General features: G+C 72.6%; 20 protein-coding genes and 1 riboswitch. Of the genes, 9 read left to right on the forward strand and 11 right to left on the reverse strand.

The features are described from left to right. Window positions 1-17: 17 nt before the first annotated feature. The 4 genes from ACZ49J_RS10580 to ACZ49J_RS10595 are packed head-to-tail and all read left to right on the forward strand — an operon-like array spanning window position 18 to window position 3,310. Entirely contained in the window at window positions 18-1,580 is a 1,563-nt protein-coding gene (locus ACZ49J_RS10580; protein ID WP_467451042.1) for a sodium:solute symporter family protein, read from the forward strand. Continuing rightward, window positions 1,577-2,188, forward strand: a complete 612-nt coding sequence (locus ACZ49J_RS10585) for a sigma-70 family RNA polymerase sigma factor (protein WP_467451044.1) — start codon at window positions 1,577-1,579, stop codon at window positions 2,186-2,188. The genes ACZ49J_RS10580 and ACZ49J_RS10585 overlap by 4 nt, the downstream gene beginning before the upstream one ends. Further along, window positions 2,185-2,502: a hypothetical protein gene (locus tag ACZ49J_RS10590; protein ID WP_467451046.1), complete on the forward strand. Its 318-nt coding sequence runs from the start codon at window positions 2,185-2,187 to the stop codon at window positions 2,500-2,502. The genes ACZ49J_RS10585 and ACZ49J_RS10590 overlap by 4 nt, the downstream gene beginning before the upstream one ends. Window positions 2,503-2,554: 52 nt before the next feature. Next, window positions 2,555-3,310: an SDR family oxidoreductase gene (locus ACZ49J_RS10595; protein WP_467451048.1), complete on the forward strand. Its 756-nt coding sequence runs from the start codon at window positions 2,555-2,557 to the stop codon at window positions 3,308-3,310. An 11-nt stretch (window positions 3,311-3,321) separates the two neighbouring features. Here ACZ49J_RS10595 and amaP read toward each other — a convergent pair whose 3' ends face one another. From amaP to ACZ49J_RS10620, 5 genes are all read right to left on the reverse strand, one after another. Further along, window positions 3,322-3,900, reverse strand: a complete 579-nt coding sequence (amaP, locus tag ACZ49J_RS10600; RefSeq protein WP_467451049.1) for an alkaline shock response membrane anchor protein AmaP — start codon at window positions 3,898-3,900, stop codon at window positions 3,322-3,324. Between the two features lie 6 nt (window positions 3,901-3,906). Further along, window positions 3,907-4,590 (reverse strand): DUF6286 domain-containing protein, encoded by a 684-nt coding sequence (locus tag ACZ49J_RS10605; RefSeq protein ID WP_467451051.1) that lies wholly within the window; start codon window positions 4,588-4,590, stop codon window positions 3,907-3,909. Next, complete coding sequence (locus tag ACZ49J_RS10610) at window positions 4,587-4,973, reverse strand: Asp23/Gls24 family envelope stress response protein (RefSeq protein WP_467451052.1); 387 nt, start codon at window positions 4,971-4,973, stop codon at window positions 4,587-4,589. Before ACZ49J_RS10610 ends, ACZ49J_RS10605 begins: the two co-directional genes overlap by 4 nt. Then, the gene (locus ACZ49J_RS10615) at window positions 4,970-5,155 is read right to left on the reverse strand and encodes a hypothetical protein (RefSeq protein WP_467451054.1); all 186 of its coding nucleotides are present in this window, start codon (window positions 5,153-5,155) and stop codon (window positions 4,970-4,972) included. The genes ACZ49J_RS10610 and ACZ49J_RS10615 overlap by 4 nt, the downstream gene beginning before the upstream one ends. A 270-nt stretch (window positions 5,156-5,425) precedes the next feature. Continuing rightward, window positions 5,426-5,914, reverse strand: coding sequence for an Asp23/Gls24 family envelope stress response protein (locus ACZ49J_RS10620; protein ID WP_467451056.1), 489 nt, complete (start codon window positions 5,912-5,914; stop codon window positions 5,426-5,428). An 87-nt stretch (window positions 5,915-6,001) separates the two neighbouring features. Here ACZ49J_RS10620 and ACZ49J_RS10625 point away from each other — a divergent pair, with 87 nt between their 5' ends. Further along, window positions 6,002-6,745 (forward strand): nucleopolyhedrovirus P10 family protein, encoded by a 744-nt coding sequence (locus tag ACZ49J_RS10625; RefSeq protein WP_467451057.1) that lies wholly within the window; start codon window positions 6,002-6,004, stop codon window positions 6,743-6,745. Between the two features lie 176 nt (window positions 6,746-6,921). Here the strand turns inward: ACZ49J_RS10625 and ACZ49J_RS10630 are convergent, their stop codons facing one another. From ACZ49J_RS10630 to ACZ49J_RS10640, 3 genes are all read right to left on the reverse strand, one after another. After that, a complete protein-coding gene (locus ACZ49J_RS10630; RefSeq protein ID WP_467451058.1) occupies window positions 6,922-7,725 on the reverse strand; it encodes an enoyl-CoA hydratase/isomerase family protein in 804 nt (267 codons plus the stop codon). Window positions 7,726-7,865: 140 nt separating this feature from the next. Beyond that, the gene (locus tag ACZ49J_RS10635; protein ID WP_009337982.1) at window positions 7,866-8,087 is read right to left on the reverse strand and encodes a helix-turn-helix domain-containing protein; all 222 of its coding nucleotides are present in this window, start codon (window positions 8,085-8,087) and stop codon (window positions 7,866-7,868) included. Window positions 8,088-8,468: 381 nt separating this feature from the next. Then, window positions 8,469-10,067 carry an ABC-F family ATP-binding cassette domain-containing protein gene (locus ACZ49J_RS10640; RefSeq protein WP_467451059.1) on the reverse strand — a complete coding sequence of 533 codons (1,599 nt, stop codon included), beginning with the start codon at window positions 10,065-10,067 and terminating at the stop codon, window positions 8,469-8,471. 418 nt (window positions 10,068-10,485) lie between these two features. On the opposite strand from ACZ49J_RS10640, the gene ACZ49J_RS10645 reads away from it, so the two are divergent. Continuing rightward, window positions 10,486-10,899, forward strand: coding sequence for a VOC family protein (locus ACZ49J_RS10645; RefSeq protein WP_467451060.1), 414 nt, complete (start codon window positions 10,486-10,488; stop codon window positions 10,897-10,899). Window positions 10,900-10,915: 16 nt separating this feature from the next. Here ACZ49J_RS10645 and ACZ49J_RS10650 read toward each other — a convergent pair whose 3' ends face one another. The 3 genes from ACZ49J_RS10650 to ACZ49J_RS10660 form a co-directional block, all read right to left on the reverse strand. Then, the gene (locus ACZ49J_RS10650) at window positions 10,916-12,328 is read right to left on the reverse strand and encodes a hypothetical protein (protein ID WP_467451061.1); all 1,413 of its coding nucleotides are present in this window, start codon (window positions 12,326-12,328) and stop codon (window positions 10,916-10,918) included. Window positions 12,329-12,630: 302 nt separating this feature from the next. Continuing rightward, on the reverse strand, window positions 12,631-13,755 hold the full coding sequence (locus tag ACZ49J_RS10655) for an alpha/beta hydrolase (protein ID WP_467451062.1): 1,125 nt from the start codon (window positions 13,753-13,755) through the stop codon (window positions 12,631-12,633). A 289-nt stretch (window positions 13,756-14,044) separates the two neighbouring features. Beyond that, window positions 14,045-14,776 (reverse strand): class II aldolase/adducin family protein, encoded by a 732-nt coding sequence (locus tag ACZ49J_RS10660; protein WP_467451063.1) that lies wholly within the window; start codon window positions 14,774-14,776, stop codon window positions 14,045-14,047. Between the two features lie 195 nt (window positions 14,777-14,971). On the opposite strand from ACZ49J_RS10660, the gene ACZ49J_RS10665 reads away from it, so the two are divergent. The 3 genes from ACZ49J_RS10665 (at window position 14,972) to ACZ49J_RS10675 (ending at window position 17,471) form a co-directional block, all read left to right on the forward strand. Beyond that, window positions 14,972-15,721 carry a lysozyme gene (locus ACZ49J_RS10665; protein WP_467451065.1) on the forward strand — a complete coding sequence of 250 codons (750 nt, stop codon included), beginning with the start codon at window positions 14,972-14,974 and terminating at the stop codon, window positions 15,719-15,721. A gap of 273 nt (window positions 15,722-15,994) precedes the next feature. Continuing rightward, the gene (locus tag ACZ49J_RS10670) at window positions 15,995-17,230 is read left to right on the forward strand and encodes an inorganic phosphate transporter (RefSeq protein ID WP_467451066.1); all 1,236 of its coding nucleotides are present in this window, start codon (window positions 15,995-15,997) and stop codon (window positions 17,228-17,230) included. Between the two features lie 19 nt (window positions 17,231-17,249). Then, window positions 17,250-17,471, forward strand: coding sequence for a hypothetical protein (locus tag ACZ49J_RS10675; protein ID WP_152778041.1), 222 nt, complete (start codon window positions 17,250-17,252; stop codon window positions 17,469-17,471). Between the two features lie 120 nt (window positions 17,472-17,591). Continuing rightward, window positions 17,592-17,732, forward strand: a riboswitch (cobalamin riboswitch). The last annotated feature ends 25 nt before the right edge of the window (window positions 17,733-17,757 follow it).

Genomic DNA, 17,757 nt, shown 5'->3' on the forward strand with positions numbered 1-17,757 from the left:
ACCAAGGACGGTGACCCATGGCGGATGGCGCCATGACCGCGACGTTCCTCGCCGTGATCGGCGGGGCGTCGCTGCTCGCCGTCACCGCGCGCCGTCTGCGCCCCGTCGACCGGCTGCCGTCGCTGGAGGGCTGGGCGCTCGCCGACCGCGGCCTCGGCCCGGTGTGGACCTGGCTGCTGCTCGGCGGCACGATCTTCACCGCGTACACGTTCACCGCGGTCCCGGGCCTCGCGTACGGCAACGGCGCGCCCGCCTTCTTCGCGGTGCCGTACACGGTGATCGTCTGTCCGCTGGCCTTCGTGCTGCTGAGCCGGCTGTGGACGGTGGCCCGCCGCCACGGGTACGTCACCGCCGCCGACTTCGTGCGCGGACGCTACGGTTCGCCGCCGCTGGCGCTGGTGGTGGCGCTGACCGGGATCCTCGCGACGATGCCGTATCTGGCGCTGCAGCTGCTGGGCATACGCGCGGTGCTGACGGCCGGGGGCCTGTACCCGAGGGGCGCGGCCGGGGACCTGGTGATGGTGGCGCTGTTCGCGGGGCTGGCCGTCGCCACCTACCGGCACGGGCTGCGCGCGCCGACCGTGATCTCGGCGCTCAAGGCGGTGGCCGTGTTCGTGTCGCTGACCGCCGTGTGCTGGCTGGTCCTGGAGCGGCTCGGCGGTCCGGGCGCGGTCTTCGAGGGCGCGGCGGAGCGGCTCGGCGGGACCGGCCCGGCGGACTCCGCTCTCCTGCTGTCCCCCGAGCAGCAGCCCGCCTACGCGACGCTCGCCCTGGGTTCGGCGCTGGCGCTGCTGATGTACCCGCACGTGCTGACGGCCGGTTTCGCCGCGGACGGTCCGCGCACCCTGCGCAAGGCCACGGTGGCGCTGCCCGCCTGGACGGGCCTGCTCGCTCTCTTCGGCTTCCTCGGTATCGCGGCGCTCGCGACGGGGGTGCGGGCGCCCGAGGGCGGGGCCGAGGCCGCGGTGCCGATGCTGGTGGACCGGCTGATGCCGGGGCCGCTGGCCGGGCTGGTGTTCGGCGCGATCACCGTGGGCGCGCTGGTCCCGGCCGCGGTGATGTCGATCGCGGCCGCCACGAGCTTCGTACGCAATGTCTACGTCGAGTACGTCCATCCGACGGCCACGCCGAAACGCCAGGTGCGCGTCGCCAAGGCGGTGTCGCTGACGGCGAAGGTGGGTGCTGTGGCGTTCGTGTTCGGGCTGCGCGACCAGGACGCCATCAACCTGCAGCTCCTCGGTGGCGTCTGGATCCTGCAGATCTTCCCGGCGGTGGCCGTGGGGCTGTTCACAAGGCGGCTGCATCCCCGGGCGCTGCTCGCCGGGTGGGCCGTGGGCATGGTGGCCGGGACGTTCCTGGTGGTGCGGGAGGGGTTCTCCTCGATCGTGCCGTTCGGCCCCGCCGACCGGCCGCTGGAGGTCTACGCGGGCCTGGCCGCCCTCGCCCTCAATCTGACCGTGACCGTGGTGGGCACCGCGGTCCTCGAACGGCTCGGCGTCCCGCGCGGCGCCGACCTGACCGACCTACCGTCCCGCCTGGCCGTCAGGCGGCGCCCCGAGACGGGAGCGAACAACCCGTGAGACGCAGACCCTTTACGCCCGTACCCGCGGCTGCCGCACCCCCCGCTCCCGTACGCGAGCCGCTCGTCCCGCGGCCCGCCGCCGAACCGCTCGCCCCGGCGGTGAGTGATCCGGAGGAACTGGAACGCGAGGCGGGCCTCGCCCGGCTGTTCGAGCTGCACTACTCGTCGATGCTGCGCCTCGCCGTGCTGCTCGGCGCCGACGACCCGGAGAACGTGGTGGCCGAGGCCTACTACCAGATCTACCGGAAGTGGCGGCGGCTGCGGGACGTCGAGGCGGCCGAGGCGTACCTGCGCTCCACGGTCTGCAACCTGACGCGGATGCGGATACGGCACCTGCAGGTCGCCCGCAAGCATGTGGAGACCCCGCCGGACGAGCTCGTCGCCTCCGCGGAGAGCACCGCGCTGCTCCACGACGACCAGCGCGTGCTGATCGACGCGTTGCAGCACCTGCCCGCCCGGCAGCGCGAGGCGCTCGTCCTGCGCCACTGGCTCGGGCTGAAGGAGAGCGAGATCGCCGCCGCGATGGGCATCTCCTGCGGTTCGGTCAAGACCCACACGGCTCGCGGCCTCGCCGCGCTGACCCAGGCGATGGAGGCCCGGCGATGAACGACACCTCACCGGACACTACTGAGGGCGCCTTTTCGGACCCTACGGCCGAGGACCGCACCGAACAGGAGCTGCGCGCGGCACTGGAGGCGCTGGCCGGCGGGGTCATGCCCGCTCCCGACGCGTACCGCACCGCCCGCGGCGACTGGCTGCGCCGCGAACGCCGGCGCCGGCTCGTCCTCGCCGTCCTGATCGCCGTCGTCTTCGCCCTCGCCACACTGATCGGCCTGTGGGTCCTGAACCAGGCCCCGTCCGACCCCGGCGTCATCTTCTCGGGCGGCGGAGGTCCAGTGGCGGGGACGGGTCCGGGCTGACCCGGGGAGGGGGCCCGGAGACGGACGGAACGGATGGGAGAGGATAGGGGCCATGGATCTTGGAGTGAAGGACCGTGTGTACGTCGTCACCGGAGCGACCCGCGGGCTCGGCAACGCGAGCGCGCGGGAACTCGTCGCCGACGGCGCCAAGGTGATCATCACCGGGCGGGACGAGAAGAGCGCCGCCGACGCGGCGGCCACGCTCGGCCCGAACGCCGTGGGCGTCGCCGCGGACAACGCCGACCCGCAGGCCGCGGCCCGGCTCATCGCCGCCGCACGCGAGCACTTCGGCGGGTTCGACGGCATCCTGATCAGCGTCGGCGGTCCGGCGCCCGGGTTCGTCGCGGACAACACGGACGAGCAGTGGACGGCCGCGTTCGAGTCGGTGTTCCTGGGAGCGGTCCGGCTGGCGCGGGCCGCGGCGGCGGAGCTCGGTGAGGGCGGTGTCATCGGTTTCGTGCTGTCCGGCTCCGTGCACGAGCCGATTCCGGGGCTGACCATCTCCAACGGGCTGCGCCCCGGTCTCGCGGGCTTCGCCAAGTCCCTCTCCGACGAGCTCGGTCCGCGCGGTATCCGTGTGGTCGGTCTGCTGCCGGCCCGTATCGACACCGACCGCGTACGGGAGCTCGACGGTCTCTCGGCCGACCCGGAGGCTACCCGCGCGGGCCACGAGTCCCGTATCCCGCTGCGCCGGTACGGCACGCCGGAGGAGTTCGGGCGCACGGCGGCGTTCCTGCTGTCGCCCGCCGCCTCGTACCTGACGGGCATCATGCTGCCGGTGGACGGCGGGGCACGGCACGGCTTCTGAGGCCTGCGCGCTCAGCTCACCCGCTCGGCCCTGTGCTTGACGCCTCGCAGGCGGACCTCGGCGGGGAGCGCGGCCAGCCCGGCCGAGTCACGGGCGTGTGCGAGGGCCTCGGTCGTCAGCCGGCTCAGGGCGTCCCCGGGGTCCGCGTGCGAGGCGAGCAGCAGCCGCATCCGCGCCTCCGGGGTGCGGCGCCGTCCGGTCAGCCGCGCCTGGGCGCGCTCCACGCCGTCCAGCTGCCCCGCCTCACCGGCGAGTACGCCCTCCAGGGCGCGCCCCCGCAGCAGGGCGCCCTCGCCGTCGCCGGTGTCGACGAGCACCTCGCCCAGCCGGTGGCGCCGCAGCACGGCGGTCAGCCACCACAGGGCGAGCAGCAGCAGGACCGCGAGTACGGCGATGACGGCGGGCCACCACCAGCCCTCGTCTCGCCACCGTGTCCGGGCGGAGTCGCTGAGCAGGACGTCGTCCCGCCCGTCGTGCACCCACCAGGACGGCGGGTCGGCTCCGAGCCCGACGGCGAGCACGGACCCTCCGGCCACGACGAGCAGCAGGCCGACGAGGCCCAGCAGCACCCGGTTGACGATCCTCAGCACCGGACCTCACCCCTTCCGTCCGGGACGCCGGACGTGTACGGCCAGCGCGGGCGGCCGGGACAGCCCGAGGCCCCGGATCCCGTCGGCGAGCGTGGCGTCGAGGTCGGCGCGCACCTCGTCGAGCTCGCGGAAGTGCGCGACCGCGCGGGCGTCGACCTTCCCGCGGCCCACGCGGACCCGGGCGCTCTGCACGCCCGCGACCTCCATGGCACGGTCACGCAGCGCGGTCGCCGCGGCCTCCCGGTGCAGTCCGGCCCGGACGTGGGGGTGTACGCGCCGCATCGGCAGCACGCCACGCAGCCCGGGGGTCAGGGCGAGAACGAGCAGCCAGAGGCCGAGCGCCGCGGCGACCGCGGCCCCGGCGAGCACCCACACGTCGTCCAGGGGACGTTCGGCGAGTTCCCGGGCGAGGGTCTTGCGCCACTGCATAGCGGGCCGGTCGGCGCGGACGGCGGCGACGTCGTACAGGAGGAGACCGCAGCCTGCGAGGAGCAGCAGCGCGACGACGCCCGCGGGGATGCGGCGCGAGGACCAGAAACGCCTCTCGTGGCCGTTCTCGCTGTCGAGGGCGGGCGGCGGGTCGTACCCGGCCGCCGACGTGGACTGGACGGGGTCGTCGCCGGACGCCTTCTCCATGACCGGCAGCCGCTGTGTGCCGTGCGTGCCTTCGGTGCCCTGCGACTCGCTCATCGGGTCCTCCCGTGTGCCGCGCCGGGAACGTGCGCGAGGTGCAGCCGCTCGACCAGGACGGCCACCTCGGGTACGTCCATCCCCGCCAACGCCTCTACCCGCTGGGTGACCCGGCGACGCACGGCGGCGCAGCGGGCGCCGATGTCGGAGGGGTAGTCGAGTTCGAGTCCGACGCGGATGCGCGCGGTCTCGTGATGGACGACGGCGCTGGCGTGCGGGGGCATGGCACCGGGCGGCAGCGCTTGCAGTGCCTCACGCGCCGCCTGCGAGGCGATCTTCGCCACGACGCGGTCGGCGATCCGGGTGGCGCCCCGGTCGGCCGGCGCGATGCCCGCGCCCGGCCGGTGGTCCTCGTCGGAGCGGCTGCCGTCCACGGGGGTCACCGCCGCCGGTCGCCACGCGGGCGGAAGAAGTCGCCGAGGTCCATGTCCCCCTCCAGGAGCCGGCCGACGACGAAGCCGATGGCACCCAGCGCCGCCACCAGCACGAAGGCACCGAAGCCGCCGAAGTACCCGGCGAAGCCCAGTGCCATTCCGGCGATCATGCCGATCACGGCCAAGTTCATGCTGTGCTCCTAGGGCTTGTGCGGGTGTATCAGGGCGCTCCCCTGGCTCTCTCGGGCGATTTCCCGGATCGCCAGGGGTTTGCTCAAACCATTCCCCGGCCGCCATTCCCGACTCGCGCGAGGCTTTCGGGCCCACCAGCGGTGGTTTCCCGTGGCTCGCTCAAGCCGGTTCGTTCAGGCCGGGCTCACTGCAGTCGCGTCACTGAGTTGGCTCACTGAAATCTGGCCCACTGAAACCGGGCTCACTGAATCGGGCTCACTGAATCGGGCTCACTGAAGGCGGCCCTCTTCTTCTTCCTCCTCGTCCGGCAGCTTCACGTCGCTGACCGCGATGTTCACCTCGACGACTTCGAGGCCTGTCATACGCTCCACCGCCGCGACGACGTTCTCCCGCACGTCGCGGGCGACGTCGGCGATGGACACGCCGTAGTCGACGACGATCTCCAGGTCGAGGGCGGTCTGCACCTCTCCGACCTCGGCCTTCACACCCCGGGTGACCGCCTTCGATCCGCCGGGCACCCGGTCCCGCACGGCCCCGAAGGTCCGTGACAGGCCGCTGCCCATGGCGTGCACACCGCCCACGTCCCGTGCGGCGAGCCCGGCGATCTTCTCGACCACTCCGTCGGCGATGGTGGTACGTCCCCGGGTGGCGGGGTCTCCCCCACCACGCCTGGTGGCCTTGCGGGTACCGACGCCCGGTGCCGGCGCCGTCTCGCTCTCGGGGTCCCCCGTCCGGTTCCGCTGCGTCATGTCGGTCATGCCGTACGTCCCTTCCGGTTTGTCCTCCTCCGACCACATTAAGTGGGGTTGCGTGGTCTCGCGCCAGGGATGCGGCAGGCTGGAGCAATGACGGTGGACGGATGGGCGAAAGCAGTACGGCAGCAGGTCGCGCTCGGGAGACTGCTCCCGCTGGGCGGCCCGCGCGACGGCGCGTGGATCACGGAGAAGGCGGCCGGCTCGGTCCTGCGCCGCGCGGGTGACTCGACACACGGGGTCCGGCTGGGCAGGCTGCGGATCTCACCGACTGATCCGGACGCGTCGTACGACCCCGCGGTGCCGCGTCCCCCGAGCGCGCTGCCGCCGGGGCCGCTGCGGATCGACGCGGACTTCCGGGCGTCGGCGGACCCCACGGCCCCCGCCACCGAATCCCTGCCGGCGACGGCGGCCCGGCTCCGGGCGTCGCTGGCCACCGCGGCGGAGGACCACCTCGGCCTGACGGTGACGGAGGTGCATCTGCGGGTGACGGACCTGCTGGACGCCGGCGAGGACACCGCGCCCGCCCCGCCCGACGAGGAGCGGCCCGGCGGTGAGCCCCCGCCCGAGCGGCCCGGCGACGGCGAGGAGGCCCGCGTGGCCGCTGCCGCGCTGTCCGTGCCGGGGGTGACCCGGCTGACCGGGGTCCTGGGCGGGCCGGACCGCGCGGTCCACATCGACAGCGGCCCCGCACTGCCACGCCGCCATGTGCGCGTGGAGGTGGCGGTCACGACCGGGGAACGCGTCCTCGACGTGGCGCGCGGGGTGCGCGCGGCCGTGGGGGAGGCTCTGCCCGGCCATCCGTCGGTGGCGGTCGTGGTGACGGCGGTGGACTGACGCGGGGTCCGGCGGTTCGGTCGTGCCGCCGCGGGCGGCGGCGCCGATGCTTGGCGGGCGGGGGCGCCTCGGGCGGAGTGGCTGACGCTGTCCCGCGGCTGCGGGCCCACTGCGGCTGGTCGCGCCCACGCGGCGGAGCCGCATGTTCAGCACAGGCCCGCGCCCCCTGCCCCCGTCTACTCCCCGATCCCCGCCAGGTCCCGCAGCCGGCGGGTCTGCGCGGCGCGTTCGGCCGCGCGCTGGTCGTCGTAGGTGCGGTCCTGTGCCCCGCGCACCAGCGCCTTGGTCTCGATGACGGCGTCGCGGGGTGCGGCGAGAACGGCGGACGCGAGATCGCTCACGGCGTCGTCGAGCTGGTCGGCGGGCACGGCGAGATTGGCGAGGCCCGTCCGCACCGCCTCCTCCGCCTGGACGAAGCGCCCGGTCACGCAGATTTCGAGCGCGCGACCGTACCCGACCAGGCTCACCAGGGGGTGGGTGCCCGTCAGGTCGGGCACAAGTCCGAGGCTGGTCTCGCGCATGGCGAACTGCACGTCGTCCGCGACGACGCGCAGGTCACAGGCGAGCGCGAGCTGGAAGCCCGCACCGATGGCGTGTCCCTGCACTGCGGCGATGGACACGATGTCGCTGCGCCGCCACCAGGTGAACGCCTCCTGGTACGCGACGATGATCGCGTCGAGCTCGGCGTCGTCGCTCCGCGCGAGATCGACGAACGACGGCTCTCCCTCGATTCCCTCGGGCGTGAACATCTGCCGGTCGAGCCCCGCCGAGAACGACTTGCCCTCGGCGCGCAGCACGACCACCCGGACTGAGCCCGGGAGCGCCCGGCCGACCTCGGCCAAGGCCCGCCACAGAGCGGGGCTCTGGGCGTTGCGCTTGGCCGGGTTGGTCAGCGTCACCGTGGCGAGCGCCTCATCGACGGTGAGGCGTACGCCGTCCTTGTCGAGTACGGGAGCGAGGTCCTTGTCGAGCGAGGTCATGGGCGCCTCCGGTGTGTGCGGTCGGTCGGGACGCCGTACGTCGTCGCACGACGGCGCCCTCAAGTGACTGCACAGTAACCACCCGGCCGGTCATCTGATCGACCGGGTGGTCACCGTCGAAGCCGATGAGCCGCCCGGCGTCAGGCCGACGTGGCCTTCTTGCCCCGCGTCGCCCCGCCGCGTCCTCGCAGCGTGACGCCCGACTCGCTGAGCATCCGGTGGACGAAGCCATACGAGCGGCCGGTTTCCTCGGCCAGCGCTCGGATGCTCGCACCGGAGTCGTACTTCTTCTTCAGGTCTGCCGCGAGCTTGTCGCGCGCGGCGCCGGTCACCCGGCTGCCCTTCTTCAGAGTCTCGGCCACCCGTGCCTCCTCATGGGAAGTGCGCTCTGGTCTCCTCATGATCACCCCTCCGGGGCGTGATGGCCACCCATTCGGCAAGGTCCGTGCGACAAGCTTGTGACGACAGGAGCACATCCCCACGAGCGGAATATGGAATTCCGCGCAAGCGTGTCCGTACGGCTGAACGGGTTGTTCCGCGAAGCGGCAGGTCAGGGGCGCGCGACGGCCGAGCCCCCGGCTCGGGAGGGCTCGGCCGCGAAATCGATGTAGGACACACCTCGGTACGAGGAGATCTCACACAGATGATGGATCACGGATCGGCCGAATGATCCATACGCAGTGGATCAGTCATTCGATCAAGCGGAAATGACCCCGCGGTGGCTTCCTGGTGACGTCCGGTGGTCAGGCCAGGGCGACGAGATCGGCGTAGTCGGCACCCCAGAGGTCCTCGATGCCGTCGGGCAGCAGGATGATCCGCTCGGGCTGCAGCGCCTCGACCGCGCCCTCGTCGTGGGTGACCAGGACGACCGCGCCCTTGTAGGTGCGCAGGGCACCGAGGATCTCCTCACGGCTGGCCGGGTCGAGGTTGTTGGTCGGCTCGTCGAGCAGGAGGACGTTCGCGGCGGAGACGACCAGAGTCGCCAGCGCGAGACGGGTCTTCTCTCCGCCGGAGAGGACCCCGGCCGGCTTGTCGACGTCGTCACCGGAGAACAGGAACGAGCCGAGCACCTTGCGCACCTCGACGAGGTCCATGTCGGGCGCGGCCGAGCGCATGTTCTCCAGCACCGTGCGGTCCGGGTCGAGCGTCTCGTGCTCCTGCGCGTAGTAGCCGAGCTTCAGGCCGTGGCCTTCGATCACCTGGCCGGTGTCGGGCTTCTCCACGCCGGCCAGGAGGCGGAGCAGGGTCGTCTTGCCCGCGCCGTTGAGGCCGAGGATGACCACGCGGGAACCCTTGTCGATGGCCAGGTCGACGTCGGTGAAGATCTCCAGCGAGCCGTACGACTTGGACAGGCCCTCGGCCGTGAGCGGGGTCTTGCCGCAGGGGGCGGGCTCCGGGAAACGCAGCTTGGCGACCTTGTCGGACTGGCGCACCGCCTCCAGACCCGCCAGCAGCCTGTCCGCGCGGCGGGCCATGTTCTGCGCGGCGACCGTCTTGGTGGCCTTGGCGCGCATCTTGTCGGCCTGCGCGTTCAGGGCGGCGGCCTTCTTCTCCGCGTTGGCGCGCTCGCGCTTGCGGCGCTTCTCGTCGGCCTCGCGCTGCTGCTGGTACAACTTCCAGCCCATGTTGTAGATGTCGATCGCCGCGCGGTTGGCGTCCAGGTAGAACACCTTGTTGACCACCGTGTCGACGAGGTCCACGTCGTGGGAGATGACGATGAAGCCGCCGCGGTAGGTCTTCAGGTAGTCGCGCAGCCAGACGATCGAGTCGGCGTCGAGGTGGTTCGTCGGCTCGTCGAGCAGGAGCGTGTCCGCGTCGGAGAACAGGATGCGGGCCAGCTCGATACGCCGGCGCTGACCGCCGGAGAGCGTGTGGAGCGGCTGGCCGAGCACCCGGTCGGGCAGGTTCAGCGCGGCGGCGATGGTCGCGGCCTCGGCCTCGGCGGCGTATCCGCCCTTGGTGAGGAACTCGGTCTCCTGACGCTCGTACTGCTTGAGCGCCTTCTCGCGGGTGGAGCCCTTACCGGTGGCGATGCGCTGTTCGTTCTCGCGCATCTTGCGCAGCAGTACGTCCAGGCCGCGCGCGGACAGGACGCGGTCGCGGGCGAGCACGTCGAGGTCGCCCGTGCGCGGGTCCTGCGGCAGGTAGCCGACCTCGCCGGAGCGGGTGACGGTGCCCGCGGCGGGGATTCCCTCGCCCGCGAGGACCTTGGTCAGGGTGGTCTTGCCGGCGCCGTTGCGGCCGACGAGGCCGATGCGGTCGCCCTTGGTGATGCGGAAGGAAGCGGACTCGATGAGGACGCGGGCACCGGCGCGCAGCTCGATACCGGAGGCGGAGATCACGGACAGACTCCAGGGCAGGGTCGTTGACGGCGGGGTGGGCGGCTGAGGGCGGTCACGCCGTCTAATGCGCGAGGAGAATGGCCATGAGGCCGATTCTAACGGGGGCGGCAAGCGGTTTTCCGCCCCCACCGCACGGGCCCACGTGGTCTCGGTCACCGAGGGCGGCGGGGGCCGGGCGGCGAACGCGGTCGGTGGCGGGGCGCAGCGTAGGGGGTGTGTGCCCCGGCGTCCGTGTGACACGGCGGCGCGTCCCCCGTACGGAGCACCGCCCGGTGACGCGCTCCGTGGAGTCGTACCAGAGTGGTGCGCGAGGGCCGGTTCCCGGCTCCCAGGGGCGTTGTCAGTGGCCGGTGCGAGACTGAGCAACAGGCCGGATTTCCGGCGGATTCCGGCACCGGGACATGAGGAAGTGATCGGCATGGCAGGAACGGGCGGCGGGCGTCCGAGCGTCTGTCCGACGCTGCTGTACGCGGACGCGAAGGCGGCGATCAGGCAGCTCACGGAGGCCTTCGGCTTCACGGCGCTGGCGGTGTACGAGGGCGAGGACGGCACGGTGCAGCACGCCGAGCTGGCGCAGGGCAACGGCGTGGTGATGCTCGGCTCCAAGGGCCGCGGCGGCGTCTTCGACAGCGCCATGAAAGGCGCCGGCACCACGGGGGTGTACGTCGTGGTGGACGACGTCGACGCACACCACCGGCGGGCCGTGGAGCACGGCGCGGAGATCCTGATGCCCCCGACCGACCAGGACTACGGGTCGCGCGACTACATGGCCCGGGACGCGGAGGGCAATGTGTGGAGCTTCGGCACGTACGCCCCTGAGACAGGCCCCTAGCTCTGCCGTCCGGGCGTCAGTCGCCGCCGGTGTGGACCTGGAAGGCGGCGCGGCGTACTGCCTTGGCCAGGGCGGGGTCGGGGTGTGCGGCGGCGAGGGCGACCAGGACCTGCACGGTGCGGGGGTGCCCCACGGCCCGGACCTCGGCGAGGAGGGCGGGCACGGTGGCCTGGACCGCGGACTCCAGGTGCCGTACGAGCAGCGGGGCCTCACCGTGGTCGGCCACGGCGGCGGCCGTGTCCACCCAGAGCCAGGTGGCCTCGTCGCGGGTGAGCACCTCGTGGGCTTCCTCGGGGTCGGCGCCGTCGTGCTCGGCGAGCCACAGCAGGGCGTAGGGCCGCAGCGGCGTCTCGTCGACCACGGCGCGTACGTCGGGCTCGGCGGGGGCGCCGACGACGCGGAGCGCCTCGAAGGCGAGGCCGCGCAGCAGGGCGTCCTCGCCGCGGGCGGCGTCGAGGAGTTCGGTGACGGCGCTGCCGACGGGGCGGGCGGCGAGCCAGGCGCGGTACTCGGCGCGGGCGGCGTTTGGCCGGAGCTGGGCGCAACCGCGGAGCATGTCCTCGGCGGAGACCTCGATGTTCCCGGCGGGGCTCTGCGCGGCGACGCAGATCTGCTCCAGCTTCACCCACACGGCCCAGCTGCCGAGCGGGGTGAGCGTGGCCTGTCCGTCGCCGTAGGTGAGGGCGCCGACGGAGGCGAGCGCGCGCAGGGCCCAGTCGAGGAGGGGGGCGAGCGGGGTGCCGTCCGGGCCCGGCTCCGGCTCCTGGGCGTCCGCGCCGGGGGCGGGCTGCGGCCCGAAGGGGATCTCACAGCGTTCGGTGCGCAGTTCGGTGACCCGCTGCTGAAGGAGGTCGAGGAGCTGCTCGACGGGGACGGGGCCGGCGGAGAGCTGGAGGAAGGAGAGGACCTGGGGCATCGCGGAGACGACCTCGGCGACGGCGGCGGGCTCGTGGTCCGCGGGTTCCGGGTGGGCGAGCGACCAGGCGTCGAAGAGGGCGACCCAGCCGCGCAGGACGGCGCTGTCGTCGCGGTTCCAGGCGCGCAGCCGCCAGCCGGGGCGGGCGGTGTCGCCGTGCACCTCGACGAGCCCGGCGAGACGTGCCGTGTCCCAGTCGTGGCGGACCTGATCCGGGGTCAGCCCCAGCTCGGCGGCCGCCCGTTCGGCGGTCGCCGCGGAGAGGGTGCCCTTGCCGTCGGAGCTCGCGCCCCCGCGGCCGGGGCGGAGGGCGGCGTCGGCCCAGCGGGCGACGCGGGCCGCGTCCGCCAGGCCGGCGCGGGCCATGCGGGCGAGTTCCGCCGGCGGCGGGGTGCCCTCCGGGGGGCGGGGGGCCGGTCGGCGGCGCTGGGTCACTGCTGCTCGTGGAGCGGCGGCCAGGTTTCGCGGGCTGACGAGTCGGAGCCTGGAGTCGCGCGGGTTACGGGACGTCACGGGGGCAGTCTTCCGGTTGACGGTCCGAAAACCCAAACGGAATGTCACGCGGGGCGACGGGGATGGCCAACGCACGGGCTCCACAAGGGCTTGACACGTGTGAGTGACGCCTTGCCCGGCCCGGAAGCGGAATGAGCGCCGCCGCCACGGGAGGGCGGGGACCGGGGGGCGTGGGCAGGGGCTGAGCGCGTATCGGCGCCTCGGTGGTCCCCGTCGTCACACAGCGCAGCACAGCCGCGCCGCCCTCAGGGGCCTCGCCGGTCACGTCAGCTACATCGCCATCCTCTACACATCAAGGGCGTCTACATCAAGGGCGTCAGGAAGCGGCGCAGGGCCTCCTCGTAGCCCGCCGGGTCGGCGTTCCACATGGCCCCGTGGGGGGCGTTGGGGACCGTGCGCAGGGCGACCTGGTTCGGGGTGCGGTCGGCGAGGGCGCGGGAGAGGGACCAGGGGGCGATCGTGTCGTCGGGGCCGTGGAAGATCAGGACCGGCACCTCGAACTGGTCGGGGGCGGCGGCCTGGACGCGGTCGCCGCGCAGGCCGGTGCGGCCCTGGGCGGCGCGGACGGCCAGCGGCAGCAGGGCGCCGGGAGTACGGCGGGCCGCCGCCAGGGCCCGCAGCGCGGTCTCCCAGCTCAGGACCGGCGAGTCCAGCACGAGGCCGGTGACGCGCTCGCGCAGGGCGGAGTGGGCGGCGGCGCGCAGGGCCATGGTGGCGCCGGTGGACCAGCCGTGCAGGACGACCTGCTGGGCACCGTGGTCCACGGCGTAGCGGATGGCCGCGTCGAGGTCGCGCCACTCGGTCTCGCCGAAGTGGTTCAGTCCGTCCGGGGACCGGGGCGCCCCGGGGTCGCCGCGGTAGGCGGGAACGAGGACGGGGATCCGGCGGTCGTGGAGGAACTGAAGGATGTTCAGGGCCTGTTCGCGGGTGGCGCCCAGGCCGTGCACCGCGATGACCCAGGTGTCGCGGGCGGCGGGCACGAACCAGGCGGGCATGGCGCCCAGTTCGCCGGGCACCTCGACGTCGGTGTGGTGGAGGCCGAGGGCGGCGCCCGGGTCACCGAGGTGGAGGTTCGGGGTGAACCACACCTTGTCGCCGGGTTCGAGGGTGCCGTGGGTGACGCGCTCCAGGCGGCGGACGACGGTGTCGGCGGAGTGGTCGGCCGCGTCCAGGACCGGGCCGACGACCGCGTGCGAGCCGTTGCCCGTGAGGCCGTACCTGCCGGGCCGCTGGGAGGCGAGGTCCCGGGTGAGCGTGATCTGCCCCGCGGCCGTCGCGTGGACGGTCAGCCGGGGTTCTGTGGGCAGCCGACCGCCCGCCGGCGCCTTCAGCGCGGCGTCACTGGCGAACCGGCCGACGGCGATGCTCGCCGCGCCGGCTGCGAGGGCGACGGTGGCGGCCGCGGCCGCGGCTTTGACTGTGCGCACGCCTCCAGTGTCCTGTCAGATAAAGCCCCCGGCCAGCGGGAGGACGGTTCGAGTGACGGCCCCGGTGGAAATCCGGGGAGCGCCCGGCGGACGTCCGGCAGGCATGTCCCCGCCGCCCGTTCCGCCGTCGCCGTCAACGCCGCGGGTGCCCTTCCCGGACCGCCTCACACCCCGTCCGCCCTTCCCCGTCCGCCCTCACCGGTCGCCCTTCCCCGTCCGCCCTCCCCGTCCGTCCTCACCGGTCGCCCTTCCCCGTCCACCCTCCCCGCCCGTCCTCACCGGTCCGCTTTCACCCCGGCTGCCCGTACCCCCGCAACCGCTCCCCCACCTCGGCCACCTGCTCGGGGCTCAGGAGCGTCGGGGTCAGTCCCGGCACGGAGGACGCGGTGAGCCAGACGCGGCACATCCACTCGAGTTGGGCCGTGCGGTCGTACGCCTCCAGGAGGGTGGATCCGTAGGTGAGCGTGCCGTGGTTCTGCAGGAGGCACGCTGTGCGGCCCTTCAGGGCCCGCAGCATGTTCTCGGCCAACTCCCGCGTGCCGTAGGTCGCGTACGGGGCAACCCGGACCGCTCCCCCGAGGGCGGCGGACATGTAGTGGATCAGCGGCAGTTCCCGTACGAGCGTGGAGACGGCCGTGGCGTGGACGGCGTGGGTGTGGACGACGGCGCGGGCGCCGGTGGCGCCGTAGACCGCCAGGTGCATGGGGAGTTCACTCGTCGGGCGGAGGGAGCCGAGGACCTGGCGGCCGTCGAGGTCGACGCCCAGGACGTCGTCGGGCGACAGCCGGTCGTACGGCACTCCCGTGGGCGTGGCCAGGATCGTGTCGCCGACGCGTACGGAGACGTTGCCCGACGTGCCGACGACCAGACCGTCGGCCACGGTCCGGCGGGCCGTCGCGACGAGTTCGTCCCACGCCCGCACCACCTGTTCCGGCACACCGCCTCCCCCTGCGGCGCCCGCACCCCCCTCGCTCCCCCGCGCGTCCCGTACGTCTCCCGAGTCCCGCCCCTGATCGGCCATGCCCCGATCCTGACAGGTCGCACGGCGGAGGTGGCGCCGAGCGGGGTGCGTGTAGGCCGGAAGGGCGGCCTCCGGCAGCGCCCTTATAGGGACAGGTCCCCTTCGGGCATGAATGGCCAGTGACCGCCCGTATTCCGGTGATCTTCCAGTAGCCTCTGGACGATTTTTCGCACACATCGCCATTCCGGGGGAAACATGGCCTGTGACCGCAAATCGACCCGTCACCGTTCCCGCCTCGTGGCGGCCTCGGTGGCGACGCTCGCGCTGGGGGGAACCGCTCTCGCCGAGATTCCCGTCGCGGCCGCGAGCAACCCCAGGGGACACGACGTCTCCTCACACCAGAAGAACGTGAACTGGCCGAAGGCGAAGTCGAAGGGCGCCAGGTTCGTCTACGTCAAGGCGACCGAGTCCCACACCTACCGCAACCCGTACTTCGGCCGGCAGTACAAGGGCTCCCGCGACGTGGGGCTGATCCGCGGCGCCTACCACTTCGCGGTACCGGACAAGTCGTCCGGCAGCACCCAGGCCGCGTACTTCGTGCGCAACGGCGGGGCCTGGCGCGCGGACGGCTGGACGCTGCCGCCGGCGCTCGACATCGAGTACCACCCGTACGACAGGCGGAGGAAGTGCTACGGCCTGAGCAGCAGCGGGATGGTCAGCTGGATCAAGGCCTTCAGCGACGAAGTGAAGCGGCGCACCGGCCGGCGTCCGGTGATCTACACGACCACGCACTGGTGGAAGACGTGCACCGGCAACAGCAGGGCCTTCGGCGCGGACCACGCCCTGTGGCTCGCGCGCTACAACTCGTCAGGGGCCGGCGAGCTGCCCGGGAACTGGACGTTCTGGACGATCTGGCAGCACGACAGCGACAGCGGCGCCCTGCCGGGTGACCAGAACCTGTTCAACGGGTCGATGACCCAGCTGAAGAGGTTCGCGAAGGGGTAGCGCTCCGCCGGAAGCGCGACGGCGAAGCCGCACATCGACACGGCCGCGCCCCTTCGTGGGCGCGGCGCCGCCTCCGGAAGGTATACAGAGGGTATGCGGAGCAGAACAGTCCGCATACGTTCGAACCCCAGCAGCCCAGGCACCCACCCCTCGCCACAAACGGAATGCCGACACCGCGATCGATACATCCCTCGGTTCAGCCCAGTTCATCTTCCGTTCACCCAGGTTGCCTACGGTCAACGTGCCACTGACGTCCGAAAGAAGCCCGGGTAAATGGAAAACTTCTCGCTGATCCTCGCGATCGTGGTCGTCACCGCGCTCGCGTTCGATTTTACGAACGGTTTCCACGACACCGCCAACGCGATGGCCACCACCATCTCGACCGGCGCGATGAAGCCCAAGGTCGCGGTGGCCATGTCCGCCGTGCTCAACCTTGTCGGCGCGTTCCTCTCCATCGAGGTCGCCAACACGATCTCGAAAGGTCTCGTCGACGAGACCGGTATACGACCAGAAGTGATCTTCGCCGCGTTGGTCGGCGCCATCCTCTGGAACCTGCTGACCTGGCTCGTCGGACTGCCGTCGAGTTCGTCGCACGCCCTCATGGGCGGTCTGATCGGCGCGACCGTCGCCTCGGCCGGCCTGGGCGCGGTGCACGGTGACGTCCTCGTCACGAAGGTACTGATCCCCGCCGTCGCGGCGCCGCTGGTCGCGGGCATCGCCGCGATGCTCGCCTCACGGCTGACGTACACCCTCGGCAAGAACGCCCACGAGAAGGCCACGTCCAAGGGCTACCGCGCCGGCCAGATCACCTCGGCCGGCCTGGTCTCCCTGGCCCACGGCACGAACGACGCCCAGAAGACGATGGGCATCATCACCCTGGCCCTGGTCGCCGGCGGCGCGATCGCCCCCGACTCCGACCCGCCGGTCTGGGTCATCCTCTCCGCCGGTGTCGCCATCGCGCTCGGCACCTACCTGGGTGGCTGGCGCATCATCCGCACGATGGGCAAAGGCCTGACCGACCTCCAGCCGCAGCAGGGCTTCGCCGCCCAGACCAGCGCGGCGACGGTCATCCTGGCCTCCTCCCACCTCGGTTTCTCCCTCTCCACCACGCACTCCGTCTCCGGCGCGGTGATGGGCGCGGGGCTCGGCCGCAAGGGCGGTGTGGTCCGCTGGTCCACGGCCACCCGCATGTTCGTCGCCTGGGGCCTGACGCTCCCGGCCGCGGCCGTGGTCGGCGCCGGAGCCGAGTGGGTGACCTCCTTCGGCACCTGGGGCACGACGCTGGTCGCCGTCTTCCTCGTCGCGTCCAGCGCCGCCATCTGGCTGCTCTCGCGCCGCGAGGTGGTCGACCACACCAACGTCAACGACACCGACGAGCCCGCCGGCGTCGTGACCACGGCCATCGCGGCGGTCACCCCGCCCCCGGCAGGCCCGCTCACCGACGACCTCGCGGCCACCGCCACCGTCTCCGCCGACACCCCGGCGAAGTCGTCGGCGCCCGCTCTCTGAGCAAGGGAAACACACCACCATGCACATCGACTGGGCAGCCCTCGGCTCCGTGTTCGGAGTCAGCCTCGTGGTCACCGTGGCCCTCGTCGGCCTCTTCACCCTCGGCATCGTCGGCCTCTCCAAGCGCGAGACGGCCACGGCCTCCGGCAACTCGGCGGCTCTCGCCACGACGGCGGCGTACGCGTGCTTCGCCGCCTGCGCGGCGGCGGTGGCGTACGGGATCTATCTGATCGTGGCCTGACACCGGCACACGACAGAGACACGCCAAGCAGTGGGGTGCGGGACGGATCACCGTCCCGCACCCCACTCGTATGTGGGCCTCAGCACACTCTCCCTTCGCAGGTCAACGGCAAGTTGACGCCCCTTCCAACCCCGTGGTGGACTGCCGGAGCCATGTACGGGCGGCAGAAGAGGAAGCCGGTGGAAGTCCGGCGCGGTCCCGCCACTGTGACCGGGGTAGCCATCCCCGGGAGTCAGGAACTCTCGCCGTCGGTCTCGTCGAACCAGGGCGTGGACACCCTGAGTGA

This window comes from Streptomyces sp. NPDC030840 (assembly GCF_055572015.1).

Excerpts from the sequence above, each read along its gene's own strand:
- ACZ49J_RS10580 (WP_467451042.1), top strand. The coding sequence starts at position 18 with ATGGCGGATGGCGCCATGACCGCGACGTTCCTCGCCGTGATCGGCGGG.
- ACZ49J_RS10590 (WP_467451046.1), top strand. The coding sequence starts at position 2,185 with ATGAACGACACCTCACCGGACACTACTGAGGGCGCCTTTTCGGACCCT.
- ACZ49J_RS10595 (WP_467451048.1), top strand. The coding sequence starts at position 2,555 with ATGGATCTTGGAGTGAAGGACCGTGTGTACGTCGTCACCGGAGCGACC.
- ACZ49J_RS10605 (WP_467451051.1), bottom strand. The coding sequence starts at position 4,590 with ATGAGCGAGTCGCAGGGCACCGAAGGCACGCACGGCACACAGCGGCTG.
- ACZ49J_RS10615 (WP_467451054.1), bottom strand. The coding sequence starts at position 5,155 with ATGAACTTGGCCGTGATCGGCATGATCGCCGGAATGGCACTGGGCTTC.
- ACZ49J_RS10620 (WP_467451056.1), bottom strand. The coding sequence starts at position 5,914 with ATGACCGACATGACGCAGCGGAACCGGACGGGGGACCCCGAGAGCGAG.
- ACZ49J_RS10625 (WP_467451057.1), top strand. The coding sequence starts at position 6,002 with ATGACGGTGGACGGATGGGCGAAAGCAGTACGGCAGCAGGTCGCGCTC.
- ACZ49J_RS10630 (WP_467451058.1), bottom strand. The coding sequence starts at position 7,725 with ATGACCTCGCTCGACAAGGACCTCGCTCCCGTACTCGACAAGGACGGC.
- ACZ49J_RS10645 (WP_467451060.1), top strand. The coding sequence starts at position 10,486 with ATGGCAGGAACGGGCGGCGGGCGTCCGAGCGTCTGTCCGACGCTGCTG.
- ACZ49J_RS10660 (WP_467451063.1), bottom strand. The coding sequence starts at position 14,776 with ATGGCCGATCAGGGGCGGGACTCGGGAGACGTACGGGACGCGCGGGGG.
- ACZ49J_RS10665 (WP_467451065.1), top strand. The coding sequence starts at position 14,972 with ATGGCCTGTGACCGCAAATCGACCCGTCACCGTTCCCGCCTCGTGGCG.
- ACZ49J_RS10670 (WP_467451066.1), top strand. The coding sequence starts at position 15,995 with ATGGAAAACTTCTCGCTGATCCTCGCGATCGTGGTCGTCACCGCGCTC.
- ACZ49J_RS10675 (WP_152778041.1), top strand. The coding sequence starts at position 17,250 with ATGCACATCGACTGGGCAGCCCTCGGCTCCGTGTTCGGAGTCAGCCTC.